We start from the raw sequence: 16,422 nt of genomic DNA, 5'->3' as shown, positions 1-16,422 counted from the left end.
CCGTCCAACTTTTCACCCTCGCTACCAGCAAACCCACTAACGACGGCCAACCGGCCATCACCAAGCGCGCACGCTCACGTGAGGCAACGACCACCCCTACGCGCGCATCTTGACGTGAGGCAACAGGGGCCGCGGCGTGACGGCACGGACGCATGGTGCCAACGAGTTTCGTGAGGTTGGAGGCGCCGATCGTCGACAGGTTAGGCTCGGCGCATGCGAGTCGGAGTGTTGGGCGCGAAGGGCAAGGTCGGTGCGGCGATGGTGGCAGGCGTCGAGGCTGCCGATGACCTGACGTTCACCACGGGCGTCGACGCAGGGGATTCGCTCTCGTCCCTCGTCGACACCGACACCGAGGTCGTCATCGACTTCACCCACCCCAGCGTCGTCATGGACAACCTGAAGTTCCTCATCGACAACGGGATTCACGCGGTGGTCGGCACCACCGGGTTCACCGACGAGCGCCTCGACCAGGTCCGCGGCTGGCTCGACGGCAAGCCCGGCGTGTCGGTGCTGATCGCCCCCAACTTCGCCATCGGCGCCGTGCTGTCGATGCACTTCGCTCAGCAGGCCGCGAAGTACTTCGAATCCGTCGAGGTCATCGAACTCCACCATCCGCACAAGGCCGACGCGCCGTCGGGCACTGCGGCACGTACCGCCCAACTCATCGCCGAGGCGCGAAAAGGCATGCCGCCCAACCCCGATGCCACCAGCACGGGGCTCGACGGTGCCCGCGGCGCGGACGTCGACGGCATCCCGGTGCATTCCATCCGCCTCGCCGGACTGGTCGCCCACCAGGAGGTCCTCTTCGGCACGCAGGGGGAGACGCTCACCATCCGGCACGACAGCATCGACCGCACCTCGTTCGTTCCGGGCGTGCTGCTGGCCGTCCGCAAGATCGGTGACCATCCCGGCCTGACCGTCGGTCTGGAACCGCTGCTCGACCTGACATGACCGAGGGCCGTCGCGCACTGCGCACCCAGCTGCTCATCGGCTTCATGAGCGTCGCGCTCGTGGTGTATTTCGTGCTGCTCGGCCGCGCCGCGGTCATCCTGATCAAGTCCGGTGAAGCGGCCCCCATCGGCCTCGGCGTGGCCATCCTGATCCTGCCCGTCGTCGGTGCCTGGGCGCTGATCGCCACTCTGCGTGCGGGTCTCGCGCATCAACGGCTCGCCCGACTCGCCCGCGAACAGGGCATGGAACTCGACATCAGCGACCTGCCCCGCCGGCCGTCGGGCCGCATCCAACGAGACGCCGCCGACGCGCTGTTCGCCTCTGTCAGAGAGGAAGTCGAGGCGCAGCCCGACGACTGGCGGCGGTGGTACCGGTTGGCCCGCGCCTACGACTACGCCGGCGACCGCAGCCGCGCCCGCGAGACCATGAAGAAGGCCGTGCAGATGGAAGAGGCCTCCGAGTGAGCAAGCAGTGAGCAGGACGCTGCTCATCGTGCACCACACGCCGTCGCCGCACTGTCACGAGATGTTCGAGGCGGTCGTCGCCGGCGCGACCGATCCCGACATCGAAGGCGTCGACGTCGTCCGGCGACCGGCGCTGACGGTATCGCCGGTCGAGATGCTCGAGGCCGACGGCTATCTCCTCGGGACTCCGGCAAATCTCGGCTACATCTCCGGCGCTCTCAAGCACTTATCGGTGCATTACCCCCCTTTAGTCGCAGACCAATAACGGGGATGGCGCAGGCGCACCACATGGGGACATCCCTCACAATGCCCAGATGAGAAAAACCGCCCGCCGCGTACTGAGCGCGATCTGGCGTCCGAAGATGCCGGTTGCCGTCTTCGCTGCCACCACGTTGGCGCTAGGCGTGGTCACCACCGTGCTGGCCTTCGGTGGGTCTGACCCGGCGATACCGGCGGGGCAACCAGACAATCTTGCGCCGCCCGGTTATTCGCTGGTGTACCGATTCGTTGGTGACGTGACAGGGGTTTCGCGGTCGGACCTCCCCGCCGACTGGATCTGCGTCGGCGAGGGAGTGAAATCGCCGTTCACGAGCTGCTTCGCGAAATCGGACGCACTGACCGTGGATCAGGTCGTATCCATCGGGACGCTGCTGGTCGGTGCATTTTCCGCTGTGGCCACGCTGTTTGTCGGCCTGCGCGGATTGCGGCGCAGCGGCAGTACGTCAACCATCGCCGGGCCGGAGTAATGGCGCGCCTGCTCATCGTTCACTACACCCCGTCGCCGCACTATCAGGAGATGTTGGAGGCGGTCATGGCCGGGGCCACTGACCCCGAGATCGACGGCGTCGAGGTCCTGCGCCGACCGGCACTGACGGTGTCGCCGGTTGAGATGCTGGCCGCTGACGGCTATGTGTTCGGGACTCCGCTCAATTTGGGTTACCTTTCGGGCGCTCTAAAACGCTTAACGGGCGATTACTCTCTTAGTACGGTCGGCGTCGCGTGAAAAGCCCATTCCTATTACGGCTTCTCGGTCGCTGAACTACAGGGTCGATTTGGTGTGAGACTCCCCTTCTAGCCAGAGCGTATTTCCGCTGGTAGACCGTTGCTCAGGTGTCAGCGACCAAAGGAGAAGACGCCATGACCGATACGTTCCGCCGGGTGCCCTATGAACCCGATCTAAACGCCGCGCCGTACCACGCGGCTCACGCCCACGCGCAGACCCACGGCTCGAAGGACCCCGCGAAGTTCGCGTGGTGGTACGTGGACAACCACGTCGGCAAGCTGACCGTGCCCCAGGCGTGGGAGCAGGCACCCGACGAGGTGAAGGCCACCACGTAGTGGCCCGATTACTGATCGTCCACCACACGCCGAGCCCGCATTGCCAGGAGATGTTCGAGGCGGTCGTGGCAGGCGCGACCGATCCCCACATCGAGGGCGTGGAGGTGGTGCGCCGCCCGGCGCTCACGGTGTCGCCCGTCGAGATGCTGGAGGCTGACGGGTACCTGCTGGGCTCGCCAGTTAACCTCGGCTACGTCAGCGGGGCCTTGAAGCTGGCGTTCGACCAGTCGTACTACCAACTGCTCGACTCAACCCGTGGCCGACCGTTCGGGCTGTGGCTCCATGGCAACGAGGGCGCCGAGGGGGCCGAGCGCGCCATCGACGGGATCACTGCCGGGCTCGGCTGGGTCAAGGCGACCGATCACGTCGTGGTCTCGGGCAAGCCCTCCAAGGCCGACGTCGAGGCTTGCTGGAACCTCGGGGCCACCGTGGCGGCGACATTGATGGAAGAGTCATGACGGTGGGTAGTGACGGTCCGAGCGGCGTGTCGTGACGTCGGGTTAAGCTGCGGGGACTACAGGTATCGAACACATGTTCGAGTTAAAAGTGAGGCTGGTGTGAATGGCGGACCGATCTGCTATCGAGTGGACCGAGGCCACCTGGAACCCCGTCACCGGGTGCGACCGGGTCTCTTTAGGTTGTGACCATTGCTACGCGATGACATTGGCCAAGCGCCTGAAGGCGATGGGTTCGGCCAAGTATCAGAACGACGGCGACCCCAGGACGTCCGGCCCCGGCTTCGACATCACCATCCACCCGCAGGCGCTCGATGAACCCATGCGGTGGCGGACGCCGCGTGTGGTGTTCGTCAACTCGATGAGCGATCTGTTCCACGCGCGCGTGCCACTTGGCTTCATCCGCGACGTGTTCGACGTGTGCCGCGATACCCCGCAGCACACCTACCAGGTGCTCACAAAGCGCAGCCTTCGGCTCCGCCGCGTGGCCGACAAGCTGGACTGGCCGAGCAACATGTGGATGGGGGTGTCCGTCGAGAACGCCGCCGTGATGCCGCGCATTGACCACCTTCGCGCCGTGCCAGCCGCCGTGCGGTTCTTGTCTTGCGAGCCACTGCTGGGACCGCTCTCCGGGCTGAATCTCGACGGCATCCAGTGGGTCATCGCCGGTGGCGAATCCGGCCCCAATAACAGGTCCATCGACGCCGACTGGGTTCGCGAAATACGTGATTCGTGCCAGGCGGCGGACGTCGCGTTCTTTTTCAAGCAGTGGGGCGGCCGGACGCCAAAAGCGTTGGGCCGCGAACTCGATGGCCGTCACTGGGACGAGATGCCAACCTCGGCGGTGGTCTAGTGACCGGCGTCTTCGTAGCCGTAGAACTCCGGCGGCTGAGGCGGTCCCAGTAGCTCTATCTCGGTCGTGGGCTCGGCGTTGCCGATCGCCTCATCCGGTGTGAGATCGAACAGACCATCCTGGCCCGTGGCTGCGCCCACCGCCTCCTCGCGGGCCAACACGTCGCGCGCCCTCCGCAGCTTCACCATGCGGTCGAGCGCCCCGGTCGACGCCTTGAAGATGTGCCGCATGATCCGTTCGCCCACGGGGTGATCGGTCGCGAAGATGACGGTGTAGAGGCCTCCGCCGCGTTCATTGATGAATTCCAGGCACCGTGACGGCGTAGCTGAGTTCGTGTTCGAGTTGCCAACGCATCAGGTTGACGAGTTCGGCCTTGAGGGTCTTCCCCGAGATCAGCCCGTCGTCGCGCGCCTGCTTGATGTAGCGCCAACGGGGGTTGCCGTACATGCGGTCCACCCGTTCGGCGATGGCTTCGGCGTCGCCGGGGGTCTTCGAGCCCAGCCCGCGCGGGATGAACGAATCGCCGAAGTAAAGCCACAGCTCGGACTTACGCAGCGGCCGGTTCGGCGCAGACCGCAGGCGGTGGTTCGCGAGGGTTTGGATGGTGTCCCAGTGCACCTCCGCCATGAACTGGTCGATCATCGCGAACGTCGGCCTCCTGCGCCAGTAGACGTCCATGCCTCGTAGGACCTCGGGCGCGCTGACGTTGCAGTCGCCGGGCGTGACGGCGATGTCGCGGTCGGGGAACTCCGCACGCAATTTCGCCTCCAGTTCCCTGGCCGTTCGCTCCTGGAGTTCGAAGCCGTACACCTTGCTGAACGGCGGTGTGACGCTGAGGGCGCGATAGGGCGAACCCATGATGGGCGCGCCGGTCAGCCGGTCCTTGTTGGAGAAGGCCCCGGCGAACAGATCGAGGTACACGGTGTTCCGCGCGGACTGCGACGCCTTGGTGAACGCGCTGAGGTAATCCTCAAGCGCGTCCAGCTTGATCTGGGTCCACGGTCCCCATCCGCGAGCGGCCACTCGCAGTCCTCCAACGATCAGGTCGGGCGCTCAACCGCAGAGGCCCGAAGGTACCATGACAGCACATCGGACATGCGTTCGAGGGCGAGACTCGCCGTCGAGTGTGATCAGGCCCGCCCCTAAGCCGCCGCGCCCGGGCGTTCAGCCGACCATCGGGTCGTTGGAGATTGGCCGCCTGTGCGCTGACCCAGGTGGCGGATGGGGCGGCCAGCTGCATGGCGCTGGCCATCAGCACCACGTTGTGGGGACAGTGGCGGCTGCCGGGCCGGTCTTCGATTACCAGATTGAGGCCGACTTCGGTCGGCGCGCCAAGCAGACCCGCTTCGTTGCCTTCGCCGTGTCGGCGCTAGTAACCACGACGGCAATCTTGCCTGAGGACGGCACGCAGGATTAGGGGCGGACGGGGCAGGGCGAACTCACCCGCCCTTCGGAGGGTAGACGCAGCGCTCAAATACGTTGCGGGTCCCAATGTTTGCTGACTTCGGGCCTGATTGCGGATTAGCCCACGGCTGCGCATCATAGAGCTGACGCGTGAACAGGTGGTGCTACATCGTGAAGTGTGTGCGGACCCGGCCCGGTCGGGCGTTGCGCATACCGACGAGAACTTCGAACCGTGTCACCGCCGTGCCTACCTCGAGCCCGAACGGCATATCGGAGTACGCGCCGGGAGTGTCCGCGCCCATGATGGCACCGATGCGCCCTAGGGGTCCGACTGCGCGCACAGCCTCGCCGTCGATTGACCCGAGGATGTATGACAGCTCCGGCGCGGGCTTTTGGACACCGCCAGACATCGGCAACTCGATGATGCCGCCCCCTCCAGGCGTGAATGTTCGGTCGTCTGATATCGAAATAGGGACCGTGTTAGTGCTGACCGCAGGACGAAGTTGCGCGAGGACTCCTTCGCTCAACAAGCTCCACACTGAATCAGCCCACTGTCCGCCGCCACTTTCAACGCCATGCACTTCCCGAAGCAGGTCGAGGTAGTACGAGGTAACGGAACCGAGAGATCGTGCGATCTCGGTGCGGCGGGCTTCGTCGCCGGGCAGGTGATAGTTGCGTTTGGCGTGCATTAGGCCGGAACGCAGGTCCTGGTAAACGTTTGTGTAAAACCAGCTTACGGGCGCGGCCTCGCCCGGAGGGGCTAACCGCGCAACCGGGACTAATGGATCGGCGGCCCGCAGGGCGTCCTGTAACCAGATCCCTTCACCGCCGCGCGTCTGGGGATGGACTTCGTGCAGAAGCGATTCCAGCGCCAGGAATGCGTACCGATAGGCGTCGAACAACACCTCAGTGGTCCGCGACATACGCAGAAACCGCATTGAGTCGACCACGACGGGTGTCGGCGGTAGAGGCGGCGGGACGACTTCCCCATCGGCGTCAGTCACGCTAGCCGCCACAAGAATGGAGGGTAGGGAAATCGAATTCGTCGTGATCACGCGCATGGTGACCTCTGAGCCGTCCACCGCCCACACGATCGTCTGGTCGTCCGCGTCCGAAATGGCCACGTCGACAACGCCTGTCGCAGACAAGTAGTCCAGCGCAATGTTGGCTCTGATCAACGCTTCAGCCCGGACACATTCGATGTGGCTTTCGTCCCCTCCAGAGACGACGACGAAGTTCCGATCCTCAGCCAGCCTGGTTGTCCATCCGTCAATCTCGACCGGCTCAAGCGGCCGAGGCAAGGAGCGAGGTGTCTGGTGGAGGCGGAACACGGCCCCGCTTGCCGGAACAGTGCCTTGCAGCGGCACGCCCGCGAGTCGGCCGATGGTCATGCAGCTGGCATCCTATCCCGCGACGACGGTTGAACTAGCCGCACGGTACCGCTCGGCCACCGCATGCCGGTGTATTTGCCCAAAGGTCTAGACAATTGCTGACACCGGCTCCCTGCTTGCTGCCTTCGCTCGGTTCGGCGCAACAGTCGCTGCTTCGCTGATGGAGTGACCGTCGGTATGCTGCGCCCGTTGGGAGAGGAGCATCATGCCTGGTATCGCCGAGATCGCACTCGCCGGCGCCCCGATCGCCGGGGGCGCCCTGCTCGGCGTCGCCGCCGGTAACCTGCGACCGCCGGACATCCGCGCGTTGATCGTCAAGGACATGGACCTGCTCGATCGAATCCCCGCCGAGCAGGTGGAGCGGCGAGCAGAACTCCAGCGCGTCATCGACATCCGGATCGACGACCTGATCGGCGCCGTCGACAAGAACCGGGAACTTCGCCAGCTCGCCGCGTCCTACGAAGGCAACTGGCGCGACATCGTCGTGTTCATCTGCGCGGTGCTCTTCACCATCGTGTGGTGGAACGTCGACCACTCACGGACCAATTGGGTGCTGATGTTCGTCGTGATGATCGTGCTGTCGATCCTCGCAGGCGTCTACGCAGCGCGCGGCATCCTGCGCGGGCTCGCGTCATTCCTCAACAAGCGCCGCAGATCTCAGTAGTAGGCCGCGGTCAGTAGTGATAGGTGTCCGACGGCGCCGGGATGTGCACCGGATCGTCGACGTCGTCGAATGCCGAGGGCTCGATACCGTAGGCGCGGGCCAGATCGAGGATCTTGTTCGCGCGGGCCATCCTGGGGAGGTCTGAGCCGTTGCGGATCTCACCGCCGTCGCGTTCGAATTCGACGAGAAACTCCTTGGCCCAGCTGATCTCCTCGAGCGAGGGGGACAACCCCTCGTTGACCGTGGGGCACTGATCCGGGGTCAGGCAGATCTTGCCGGTCATCCCGAACTCAGCCGAGACGGCGGTCGCCTCGCTCAACCGCAGGGCGCTCGAACCGACCGTCGGCCCGTCGATGGCTCCCGGCAGGTGCGCAGCTTTGGCCGCGATCGTGAAGCGTGAGCGCGCATAGGCCAGCGTGGTCGGGTTGTCACCGAATCCGGTGTCGCGGCGGAAGTCGCCGATGCCGAACGCCAGGCGGAAAGTGCCCTTGGCCGAGGCGATCTCGGTGATGCGCTCGAGTCCGCGGGCTGTTTCGACGAGCGCGACGATCGGCACGTTCGGCAGGCGCTTGGCGGTCTCGGTGACATGGTCGACGGACTCCACCATCGCGAGCATCACGCCGCCCACCGAGGAGCCGGCGAGCATGTCGAGATCACCGGCCCACCACTCGGTACCGAAACCGTTCACCCGCACCCAGTCGTCGTGCCCATCGGCCAGCCAGCGGATCACGTTGTCGCGGGCGCTCGCCTTGTCCTTCGGCGCGACGGCGTCTTCGATGTCGAGCACCACGATGTCGGCCCGCGATTGCTCCGCAGGCGCAAACCGCTCGTACTGCGCGCCGTTGACGAGCAGCCAGCTGCGTGCCAGCACCGGATCTATCCGGAAACCGTGCTCGCCGGACTCCGATTCGCTGAAGGTCTGGTCATACACGCCGCTCACCCTAGGTGAGCGCCGAAGAACGACTGCATCGCCTCCCAGTGTCGCCGCGCCGCCGGCTCGTCGTAGGGCCCGTTGTCCGGAACGGCGAAGCCGTGGAACGCGTCGTAGAACTCCACGGTGTGCTCGATCCCGGCCGCGGTGAGCGCCTTGTCCAGGGCTTCGCCGTCGTCAACCGTGAACGACCGGTCGTTCTTGGCCGCACCGACGTACACCGCTGCCCGCATCCGGTCGGCGAGGTGGTGTGGGCTGTTCGGCTCGTCGGTGACCAGACCGCCACCGTGGAAGGACATCGCTGCGGCCACCCGCTCGGGCACCAGGCCGGCCACCGTCAGCGACGTCCGCCCACCCATGCAGTAGCCCGTCGTACCGAACGCGTCGCCCCGCACCTCCGGCCGTGCGGCCAGATAGTCGAAGAACGCCCGGGCGTCGGCGGCCATCACCTCCGGCGTGACCTTGCCCATCATCGCGAACAGCCGGGTGCGTTCGGCCTCGTCCTCGAACACGGTCGCCATCGTGAACGGCGCCCAGTCCCCGTCGCGGTAGTACACGTCGGGGACCAGCACCGCATAGCCGTGTTCGGCCAGCTTGTCGGCCATCGCGCGGAAGGTCGGCCGGGTGCCACCGGCGTCGGGGTACATGACGATGCCCGGCCACGGGCCGTCCCCGCCGGGGGTGTGCAGGCTGATCGGGCAGGAGCCGTCAGCAGTGGTGACAGTGTCGGTGATCCTCGGCATGGGTTCCGTTCTACTCCCGACCGCGGCCCGTAAGCTATGGCGCGTGCCGATCCCCACTCCGTACGAGGACCTCCTGCGTCTGGTGCGCGACCACGGAACCGCGAAATCGGACCGCACCGGCACCGGCACCCGCAGCGTGTTCGGCCACCAGCTGCGGTACGACCTGAGTGCCGGGTTCCCGCTGATCACCACCAAGAAGGTGCACACCAAGTCGATCGTCTACGAATTGCTGTGGTTCCTGCGCGGCGATTCCAACGTGCGTTGGCTGCAAGAGCACGGTGTCACCATCTGGGACGAATGGGCCTCGCCGACAGGCGATCTCGGCCCCGTCTACGGCGTCCAGTGGCGGTCTTGGCCGACGCCGTCGGGGGAGCACATCGACCAGATCAGCGCGGCCCTGGAGTTGCTCAAGCGCGACCCCGACAGCCGCCGCAACATCGTCTCGGCGTGGAACGTCGGCGAGATCCCGCAGATGGCGCTGCCGCCGTGCCACGCGTTCTTCCAGTTCTACGTCGCCGACGGCAGGCTGAGCTGCCAGCTCTACCAGCGCAGTGCCGATCTGTTCCTCGGCGTGCCGTTCAACATCGCCAGCTATGCGCTGCTGACCCACATGATGGCGGCACAGGCCGGTCTGGCCGTGGGCGACTTCGTCTGGACCGGCGGGGACTGCCACATCTACGACAACCACGTCGAGCAGGTCACCGAACAGCTCTCACGCGACCCGCGGCCGTATCCTGAACTCGTTCTGGCGCAACGCGATTCGATCTTCGACTACACCTACGAGGACGTGGTCGTCAGAAACTACGATCCGCACCCGGCGATCAAAGCGCCGGTGGCCGTCTAGTGGGCCTGAATCTGATCTGGGCGCAGTCCAGCTCCGGGGTGATCGGCCGCGACAACGGGATTCCGTGGCAGGTGCCCGAGGACATGGCCCGCTTCAAGGAGCTGACCATGGGTCAGACGGTGATCATGGGTCGCCGGACCTGGGAATCGCTGCCCGCCAGGTTTCGGCCCCTGCCGGGGCGAAGAAATGTCGTACTCACCCGGCATGCTGACTACGTGGCTGACGGGGCAGAGACGTGCACGGAGCTCGACGGAATCGCGCTCGAGGACGCGTGGGTGATCGGCGGGTCCGAGGTCTACGGGCTGACGCTTCCGCGTGCGACGCGGTGCGAGGTCACCGAGATCGACATCGACCTGCGACGGGAAGACGACGACGCGCTGGCGCCGGTCCTCGACGAACGCTGGGCGGGCACGGTGGGCGCCTGGCAGGACAGCGCGTCCGGCCTGCGCTACCGGTTCGGCACCTATCTGCGGGCATGATCACCGCTGCGCAGGCCCGCCGAGTGGCCGTCGCGGCACAGGGGTTCGGTGAGGCTAAACCGGCCGGTGCGGTCACCCGCGCACACCTCAAGCGCCTGATCGCCCGCATCCAGGTGTTGCAGCTGGACTCGGTCTCGGTGGCGGTGCGGGCCCACTATGCCCCGGTGTTCAGCCGCCTCGGACCCTACGACCGGGACCTGCTGGACCGCGCCGCGTGGAGCCATTCGGCCCGGTCGCCGCGGCTGCTCGTCGAGTACTGGGCCCACGAGGCCGCGCTGATGGCCGTCGACGACTGGCCGCTCATGCGCTGGCGGATGGCCGAGTACGAGCACGGCCGTTGGGGCAGGGACATCGTCAAGCGCAACGGCAAGCTCGCCGAGGACATCGTGGCCGCGATCACCGAGCTCGGACCTGCCACCGCGGGACAGATCGAGGCCCACCTGGAATCCGAGCCCAGGGGCCGCAAAGGCCCGTGGTGGGATCGCAGCGACACCAAATGGGTGGCCGAAGCGCTGTGGGCGTCCGGCGTGCTGACCACCGCGACGCGCATCGGATTCGCCCGGCACTACGACCTGACTGAACGGGTCCTGCCGTCCGACGTGGTGGCCCGGCAGGTGGACGAGCCGGACGCGGTGCGCGAGCTCGCGCTGCGCGCGGCGACCGCGCTGGGCATCGCCACCGAGGCCGACATCCGGGACTACTTCCGGCTCAGCGCCCGGCAGGTCAAGCCGGCGATCGCCGCGCTGGTCGCCGACGGCGAACTGGAGCCCGTCGAGGTCGAGGGGTGGGCAGCGCCGGCCTATCTGCGCGCCGATCAGATCGTGCCGCGGCGCGACCGCGGTACGGCACTGCTGTGCCCGTTCGATCCGCTGATCTTCTTCCGGCCCCGCGTCGAGCGGCTGTTCGGGTTCCACTACCGCATCGAGATCTACACCCCCGCTCCGAAGCGGCAGTTCGGTTACTACGTATGGCCTTTCCTGCTCGACGGGCGGCTCGTCGGGCGGGTGGACCTGAAGGCCGATCGGGTCGCCGGTGCTCTGCACGTGCTCGGCGCGTTCACCGAGGACGGCCATGACCAGGCGCGTGTGGCCGCCGAACTCGCCGCACAGCTGCAGCAGATGGCCGGCTGGCTGGGGCTCGCCGATGTCGTCGTGGGCGAGCGCGGCGATTTGGTCCCGCAGCTGCGCAAAGCCTTGCTTCACTGAGGCATGGACGTTCTCCGTACCCCCGACCAGCGCTTCGCCGATCTGCCCGATTTCCCGTTCGCGCCGCACTACGTGGACGTAGACGGCCTGCGAGTGCACTATCTCGACGAGGGTCCTGACGACGCCGAGGTGGTGCTGCTCCTACACGGAGAACCGTCGTGGAGCTACCTGTACCGCCGGATGATCCCGGTCGTCACCGGTGCCGGACTGCGTGCCGTCGCCATCGATCTGGTCGGCTTCGGCCGCAGTGACAAGCCGAGCCGGCGCGAGGACTACACCTATCAGGCGCACGTCGACTGGACATGGGGCGCGATCGAGGCGATCGGCCTGACCGACATCACGCTGGTCTGCCAGGACTGGGGCGGGCTCATCGGACTGCGCCTCGTCGGCGAGCACCCCGACCGTTTCGCCCGGGTGGTGGCCGCCAACACCGCATTGCCCACCGGTGATCACCATCCCGGCGAGGCGTTCCTCGCGTGGCAGCGATTCAGCCAGGAGACCCCTGACTTCCAGGTCGGAGGAATCATCGCCGGCGGATGCGTGTCGACGCTGCCACCCGACGTCATCGCCGCCTACGACGCCCCGTTCCCCGACGACTCGTTCAAGGCCGGGGCGAGACAGTTCCCGACGCTCGTGCCGACGAGCCCGGACGATCCGGCGGCGCCCGCGAACCGGGCGGCCTGGGAGGAGTTGCGACGGTTCGAGAAGCCTTTCCTGTGCGCCTTCTCCGACTCCGACCCGATCACCAAAGGTGGGGATGCCCCGCTGCGGAAGCTCATCCCGGGGGCGCACGGCCAGCCCGAGGTGACCATCGCCGGCGGCGGGCATTTCCTGCAGGAGGACAAGGGGCCCGAGCTGGCGACGGTCGTCGTCGACTTCGTCACCTCGAATCCCATGGGTTAGGCGAGCGGAATGTCGTTGTCGCTCTTGGATTCCTGATACTGCAACGACAGCGAGTCGTAGCGGGCGCGGATACTCTCCCGTCGAGCCAGCAGCTCCGAGCGCAGCGGCTCGGCTTCAGCGTCAATCAGGTCCGAGATGGAATACGCGGTCCAGAATGCGTTGGTGCGGCGGTAGCCGCCGGGGTCCAGGCCGAACACCTCCTTGAGGATCGCGAGATCGTGGGGGATCGCAAAGCTGTCGCGGGAATCCTCGTGGCTGTAGAAATAGTAGTAGTTGTCGAAGCCCGCCCACGTGATCGCAGACATGCACAGCGTGCACGGTTCATGCGTGGTGAGGAAGATCAGGTCCGTCGTCGAAGGCCGGTCGGATCGCTCGTAGAACTGCCGCAGCGTGTTGATCTCGCCGTGCCACAACGGGTTACGAGTCTCGTCGTTGGTACCCGCGATCACCAGCGACAGGTCCGACTTGTTCAGCAGCGCGGCTCCGAAGATCTTGTTGCCGCCGGCCACTCCGCGCTCGGTCAGCGCGAGGATGTCGGAGTCGATGACGTCGAGCAGGCGTGAGGCGATCGTGGCGGAGTCGGGCATGAAAAACCCTAACGCCGCGAGGTCAGGTCAGCGCGTCGGTTCGGCCGTTTCGACCGCGTGATCGGCCGACGGTCCCGCGCTGACGCCGCGCACCCTGTTCACCACGTAGACGACCGTGCCGATCGCCAGCCACACGATGCCGCCGATCTTGGCCAGTGAGTCGGCATTGATCAGCACGTAGGCGATGATCACGAAACCCAGCGCCGGCACCACGAGATGCAGCAGGTAGTTCTTCGACTTCTTGCGGCCCAGGTAGTACCAGGCCACGGAGATGTGCAGCAGGCAGAACGCGAAGAGGGCGCCGAAGTTGACCAGCGAGGAGATCAGACCGATCTGGCCGACGAAGAACAGCACCAGCACGATCGACAACGCACTGACCGTGAGGATCGCTGCGATCGGCACCTGACGCGAGCTGATCTTCGACAGGAAGTGGGGGAGTTGACGGTCGCGGCTCATCGAGAACAGCAGCCGGCTGGTCGCGGCCTGTGCGGCCATCGCGTTGGCGAACCCGACGGCGAGCACGTTGACGACGAAGAACGCGTTCATCCAGCCGGTGGACGACGCCGCCTGCACCAGATTGAAGAACGCGTTGCCGACCTCGTCGTCGGGAAACGCTTCACGGCCGCCGGCGAGCAGGCTCGCCAGCCACGTCTGCACGATGAACAGAAAAGCCACGATGAACAGCGCCCCGACCATGGCCTTGCCGGCCGGATTACGGGTGCCCGTGGATTCCTCGGCCAGTGTCGAAATGCCGTCGAAACCCAGGAAGCTCAACACCGCGATCGAGAGCGCGGCAGCCAGTAGCGGCGCGCTCACGGTCTCCGGATTCCAGATCGGGCTCGTACTCCATCCGACGTCGGGCAGGCTGCCGCCGCTGATCGCACGCACGGCGATCACCACGAACACCACCACGAACACCAGCTCGATCGCGAGGAACACCCGGTTGGCCATCTTCAGCGAATCGACGCCCAGCAGGTTGATCGCGGTGTTGACGAGCACGAACAGGATCGCCCACATCCACCGCGGGGTATCGGGGAACAGCCCGATCATCGACTCCGCGGCGAACACGTAGAGCAGCGTCGGCACCAGCAGGTAATCCAGCAGCATCGCCCAGCCCGCGAAAAACCCTGCACCGGGATGTATTCCGCGACCGACGTAGGAGAACACCGACCCGGCCAGCGGGAACGACTTGGCCATCTGCGCGTACGCGATCGCGGTGAAGATCATCGCGACCAACCCGATCGCATAGACCAGGGGCACCATGCCGGACGAGCTGTTGTAGACGGTGCCGAAGATCGCCCACGGCGCGATCGGCACCATGAACACCAGCCCGTAGACCAGCAGGTCGAACGTCGACACCGAGCGGTGCAGTTCCTGCTTGTAGCCGAAGGACTCCAGCGTGCGCTGGGCGGCGGGTTCAGTGTCGGTCATGGGGTGTCCTCGTGGTCGGCGAGGAAGGCCGCGATCACGGCGCGGAACTCCTCGGGTTTCTCCAGATGGCTGCAGTGGCTGCATTCGGCGAAGACATGACCGCGCGCGTCGGGGATGCGATCGACGTAGGGCTGCCAGGTGGCGGGTGTGGCTTCGTCGAATTCCCCGGCGACCACCAGGGTCGGCGCCTCGATGTCGGGCAGGCGGTCGATGATCGTCCAGTTCCGCAGGCTGCCCACGACGTGAAATTCGTTGGGCCCGTTCATCGTGTGATAGACCGTCGGTTCGGCTTCCATCTGCGCCTCGGAGTCGAGGAAGTCCTGGGGGAACGGATCGGTCCGGCACACGTGGCGGCGATAGAACTCCATCGTCGCGGCCAGGTACTCCGGGTCGGTGACGGTGCCGGCCGCCTCGTGCCGGTCGAGAGCGTCCTGGGTCTGCGGTGGCAGTTGTGCCCGTAGTTCGGCAGCGCCCTGCACCCAGAGTTCCATCGATGCAGGCGAATTGCAGATCGAGAGTGAGGCGAGACCGGCGGGGCGGCGTACCGCGATCTCGGCGCCGAGCATGCCGCCCCACGACTGGCCGAGCAGGTGGTAGCTGTCGATCCCGAGTGTGCTTTGCACCGTGTGGAATTCGTCGACGAACAACGCCGGGGTCCAGAAATCGACGGGCGCGTCCGGCAGATGGGTGGACTGGCCGCACCCCACCTGGTCGTAGTGGATCACCACCCGGCCTGTCTCGTCGGCGAGCTCGGCGATGTTGGCCACGTAGTTGTGCGCCATGCCCGGTCCGCCGTGCAGGACGAACAGCGGCAGCGCTCCGGGTGTCACGGTGTCCGGCGTGGTGATCTGAACCCAGGTCTGATGGTCGCGGAAGGGAATCAGACGGGTGTCGCGCTGCATCGCATCAGCATGAACTTCTAAAGGTCTTGCCGCAAGACCAATCAAACGAATTAACATGTCGGTGACGAGAAGGGGATTCCGCTGATGGGGCACAACGGATCACCCGTGGGTGAGGCGCCGTCCGGCGTGCTGCACCGACAACTGGACTCGTCGACGCGCGTCGACGAAGTGACCGATCGGCTGGTCACCGCGATCGCGATCGGCGAATACCTGCCCGGCGCGCGGCTTCCCGGCGAGCGTGACCTGGCGGCATACCTGGGCGCCGGGCGGATGACGGTGCGTGCGGCGCTCGCGCGGCTGGTCGATCGCGGGCTGCTCGAGACGCGCCGAGGCCGGGGCGGGGGATCGTTCGTCCGCCAGCAGTGGCCCGAGTCGTCCACCGAAGCCGTCGGGCGCACGCTGACCGGCCGACTCGACGATCTGCGTGTGCACTGCGACGCCGTGTGCCGCCTGCAGGGGGCGGTGTGCCGGGCAGCTGCCGAGGCCCGCACCGACGCCGACATCGCAGTCCTGACACGGCGACTCGAGGAGTACCGCACCGCCCAGACGGGTTTGGAAGCCCAACAGGCGGACAGCCGGCTGCATGCGGCCATCTCCGACGCCGCGCACAACGAGGTGCTGGCCGGCGTGCTCAACGACCTCAAGGCCCGGGTGAGCATCGGGGCGCCCGCGCACCTGTGGGGCGAACCCGACACCATGCGCGCCGTCGAGGAGCGGGCCCTGCGCGAGCACGAACTCATCGTCGCCGCGATCACCGAGGGCCGCGCCGACGACGCCGACGCGCTGGCCCGCGCGCACGGCACGATCGACTTCGGCCACATCACGACCGCGATGCGCCGCGCCGGCGTGCTCACCGAGTGAGAGCAGCTAGGCTGCG

20 protein-coding genes and 2 pseudogenes are annotated in these 16,422 nt (G+C 66.3%); 14 read left to right on the top strand and 8 right to left on the bottom strand.

What is annotated here, in order from left to right:
• The first annotated feature begins 213 nt into the window (after positions 1 to 213).
• The 8 genes and pseudogenes from dapB (at position 214) to DMB80_RS18260 (ending at position 4,061) form a co-directional block, all read left to right on the top strand.
• Positions 214 to 951: a 4-hydroxy-tetrahydrodipicolinate reductase gene (gene dapB, locus DMB80_RS18295; protein ID WP_111511153.1), complete on the top strand. Its 738-nt coding sequence runs from the start codon at positions 214 to 216 to the stop codon at positions 949 to 951.
• Positions 948 to 1,415 carry a hypothetical protein gene (locus DMB80_RS18290; RefSeq protein WP_073683738.1) on the top strand — a complete coding sequence of 156 codons (468 nt, stop codon included), beginning with the start codon at positions 948 to 950 and terminating at the stop codon, positions 1,413 to 1,415. The genes dapB and DMB80_RS18290 overlap by 4 nt, the downstream gene beginning before the upstream one ends.
• A gap of 61 nt (positions 1,416 to 1,476) precedes the next feature.
• Positions 1,477 to 1,641: pseudogene (locus tag DMB80_RS28415) on the top strand (flavodoxin family protein); the annotation flags it as partial.
• Between the two features lie 88 nt (positions 1,642 to 1,729).
• Positions 1,730 to 2,161 carry a hypothetical protein gene (locus DMB80_RS18280; RefSeq protein ID WP_162938603.1) on the top strand — a complete coding sequence of 144 codons (432 nt, stop codon included), beginning with the start codon at positions 1,730 to 1,732 and terminating at the stop codon, positions 2,159 to 2,161.
• Positions 2,161 to 2,373, top strand: a pseudogene (locus DMB80_RS18275) (flavodoxin family protein); the annotation flags it as partial. The gene DMB80_RS18280 and the pseudogene DMB80_RS18275, both read left to right, overlap by 1 nt.
• A gap of 179 nt (positions 2,374 to 2,552) precedes the next feature.
• Positions 2,553 to 2,753, top strand: a complete 201-nt coding sequence (locus DMB80_RS18270) for a hypothetical protein (protein ID WP_111511149.1) — start codon at positions 2,553 to 2,555, stop codon at positions 2,751 to 2,753.
• Positions 2,753 to 3,211: a flavodoxin family protein gene (locus tag DMB80_RS18265; protein WP_240431260.1), complete on the top strand. Its 459-nt coding sequence runs from the start codon at positions 2,753 to 2,755 to the stop codon at positions 3,209 to 3,211. The genes DMB80_RS18270 and DMB80_RS18265 overlap by 1 nt, the downstream gene beginning before the upstream one ends.
• Positions 3,212 to 3,314: 103 nt before the next feature.
• On the top strand, positions 3,315 to 4,061 hold the full coding sequence (locus tag DMB80_RS18260) for a DUF5131 family protein (protein WP_111511148.1): 747 nt from the start codon (positions 3,315 to 3,317) through the stop codon (positions 4,059 to 4,061).
• Here the strand turns inward: DMB80_RS18260 and DMB80_RS18255 are convergent.
• The 3 genes from DMB80_RS18255 to DMB80_RS18240 all read right to left on the bottom strand — a co-directional run bounded on the left by DMB80_RS18255 (position 4,058) and on the right by DMB80_RS18240 (position 6,856).
• The gene (locus DMB80_RS18255; protein ID WP_111511147.1) at positions 4,058 to 4,306 is read right to left on the bottom strand and encodes a hypothetical protein; all 249 of its coding nucleotides are present in this window, start codon (positions 4,304 to 4,306) and stop codon (positions 4,058 to 4,060) included. The genes DMB80_RS18260 and DMB80_RS18255 overlap by 4 nt on opposite strands.
• A 46-nt stretch (positions 4,307 to 4,352) precedes the next feature.
• Positions 4,353 to 5,084 carry a three-Cys-motif partner protein TcmP gene (tcmP, locus tag DMB80_RS18250; protein ID WP_162938602.1) on the bottom strand — a complete coding sequence of 244 codons (732 nt, stop codon included), beginning with the start codon at positions 5,082 to 5,084 and terminating at the stop codon, positions 4,353 to 4,355.
• 545 nt (positions 5,085 to 5,629) lie between these two features.
• Positions 5,630 to 6,856, bottom strand: coding sequence for a hypothetical protein (locus tag DMB80_RS18240; protein WP_111511144.1), 1,227 nt, complete (start codon positions 6,854 to 6,856; stop codon positions 5,630 to 5,632).
• A gap of 205 nt (positions 6,857 to 7,061) precedes the next feature.
• On the opposite strand from DMB80_RS18240, the gene DMB80_RS18235 reads away from it, so the two are divergent.
• Positions 7,062 to 7,520 carry a hypothetical protein gene (locus DMB80_RS18235; protein ID WP_111511143.1) on the top strand — a complete coding sequence of 153 codons (459 nt, stop codon included), beginning with the start codon at positions 7,062 to 7,064 and terminating at the stop codon, positions 7,518 to 7,520.
• A gap of 10 nt (positions 7,521 to 7,530) precedes the next feature.
• Here DMB80_RS18235 and DMB80_RS18230 read toward each other — a convergent pair whose 3' ends face one another.
• Together DMB80_RS18230 and DMB80_RS18225 are read right to left on the bottom strand one after the other, a co-directional pair.
• Positions 7,531 to 8,451, bottom strand: a complete 921-nt coding sequence (locus DMB80_RS18230; RefSeq protein WP_111511160.1) for an HpcH/HpaI aldolase/citrate lyase family protein — start codon at positions 8,449 to 8,451, stop codon at positions 7,531 to 7,533.
• 5 nt (positions 8,452 to 8,456) lie between these two features.
• Positions 8,457 to 9,194, bottom strand: coding sequence for a dienelactone hydrolase family protein (locus DMB80_RS18225; protein ID WP_111511142.1), 738 nt, complete (start codon positions 9,192 to 9,194; stop codon positions 8,457 to 8,459).
• A gap of 43 nt (positions 9,195 to 9,237) precedes the next feature.
• On the opposite strand from DMB80_RS18225, the gene DMB80_RS18220 reads away from it, so the two are divergent.
• Genes DMB80_RS18220 through DMB80_RS18205 form a run of 4 tightly spaced genes read left to right on the top strand, consistent with a single transcriptional unit; the run spans position 9,238 to position 12,625 of the window.
• Positions 9,238 to 10,038: a thymidylate synthase gene (locus DMB80_RS18220; protein ID WP_111511141.1), complete on the top strand. Its 801-nt coding sequence runs from the start codon at positions 9,238 to 9,240 to the stop codon at positions 10,036 to 10,038.
• Positions 10,038 to 10,517: a dihydrofolate reductase gene (locus tag DMB80_RS18215; RefSeq protein WP_111511140.1), complete on the top strand. Its 480-nt coding sequence runs from the start codon at positions 10,038 to 10,040 to the stop codon at positions 10,515 to 10,517. Before DMB80_RS18220 ends, DMB80_RS18215 begins: the two co-directional genes overlap by 1 nt.
• Positions 10,514 to 11,722 (top strand): winged helix-turn-helix domain-containing protein, encoded by a 1,209-nt coding sequence (locus DMB80_RS18210; RefSeq protein WP_111511139.1) that lies wholly within the window; start codon positions 10,514 to 10,516, stop codon positions 11,720 to 11,722. The genes DMB80_RS18215 and DMB80_RS18210 overlap by 4 nt, the downstream gene beginning before the upstream one ends.
• Before the next feature lie 3 nt (positions 11,723 to 11,725).
• On the top strand, positions 11,726 to 12,625 hold the full coding sequence (locus DMB80_RS18205) for a haloalkane dehalogenase (protein ID WP_111511138.1): 900 nt from the start codon (positions 11,726 to 11,728) through the stop codon (positions 12,623 to 12,625).
• Here the strand turns inward: DMB80_RS18205 and DMB80_RS18200 are convergent.
• The 3 genes from DMB80_RS18200 to DMB80_RS18190 are packed head-to-tail and all read right to left on the bottom strand — an operon-like array spanning position 12,622 to position 15,545.
• Positions 12,622 to 13,212: a tRNA-specific adenosine deaminase gene (locus DMB80_RS18200; RefSeq protein WP_111511137.1), complete on the bottom strand. Its 591-nt coding sequence runs from the start codon at positions 13,210 to 13,212 to the stop codon at positions 12,622 to 12,624. The two genes, DMB80_RS18205 and DMB80_RS18200, sit on opposite strands and share 4 nt — an antisense overlap.
• 27 nt (positions 13,213 to 13,239) lie before the next feature.
• Positions 13,240 to 14,643 (bottom strand): APC family permease, encoded by a 1,404-nt coding sequence (locus DMB80_RS18195; RefSeq protein WP_111511136.1) that lies wholly within the window; start codon positions 14,641 to 14,643, stop codon positions 13,240 to 13,242.
• A complete protein-coding gene (locus DMB80_RS18190) occupies positions 14,640 to 15,545 on the bottom strand; it encodes a proline iminopeptidase-family hydrolase (RefSeq protein ID WP_111511135.1) in 906 nt (301 codons plus the stop codon). Before DMB80_RS18190 ends, DMB80_RS18195 begins: the two co-directional genes overlap by 4 nt.
• A 105-nt stretch (positions 15,546 to 15,650) precedes the next feature.
• On the opposite strand from DMB80_RS18190, the gene DMB80_RS18185 reads away from it, so the two are divergent.
• Complete coding sequence (locus DMB80_RS18185) at positions 15,651 to 16,406, top strand: FadR/GntR family transcriptional regulator (protein ID WP_240431258.1); 756 nt, start codon at positions 15,651 to 15,653, stop codon at positions 16,404 to 16,406.
• Positions 16,407 to 16,422 lie beyond the last annotated feature (16 nt).

It is taken from the genome of Mycobacterium kyogaense, from assembly GCF_003254575.1.
Classification (GTDB): domain Bacteria; phylum Actinomycetota; class Actinomycetes; order Mycobacteriales; family Mycobacteriaceae; genus Mycobacterium; species Mycobacterium kyogaense.
Note: the sequence above shows the minus strand (reverse complement) of the source record. Positions and strands in the feature narration are given on the sequence as shown.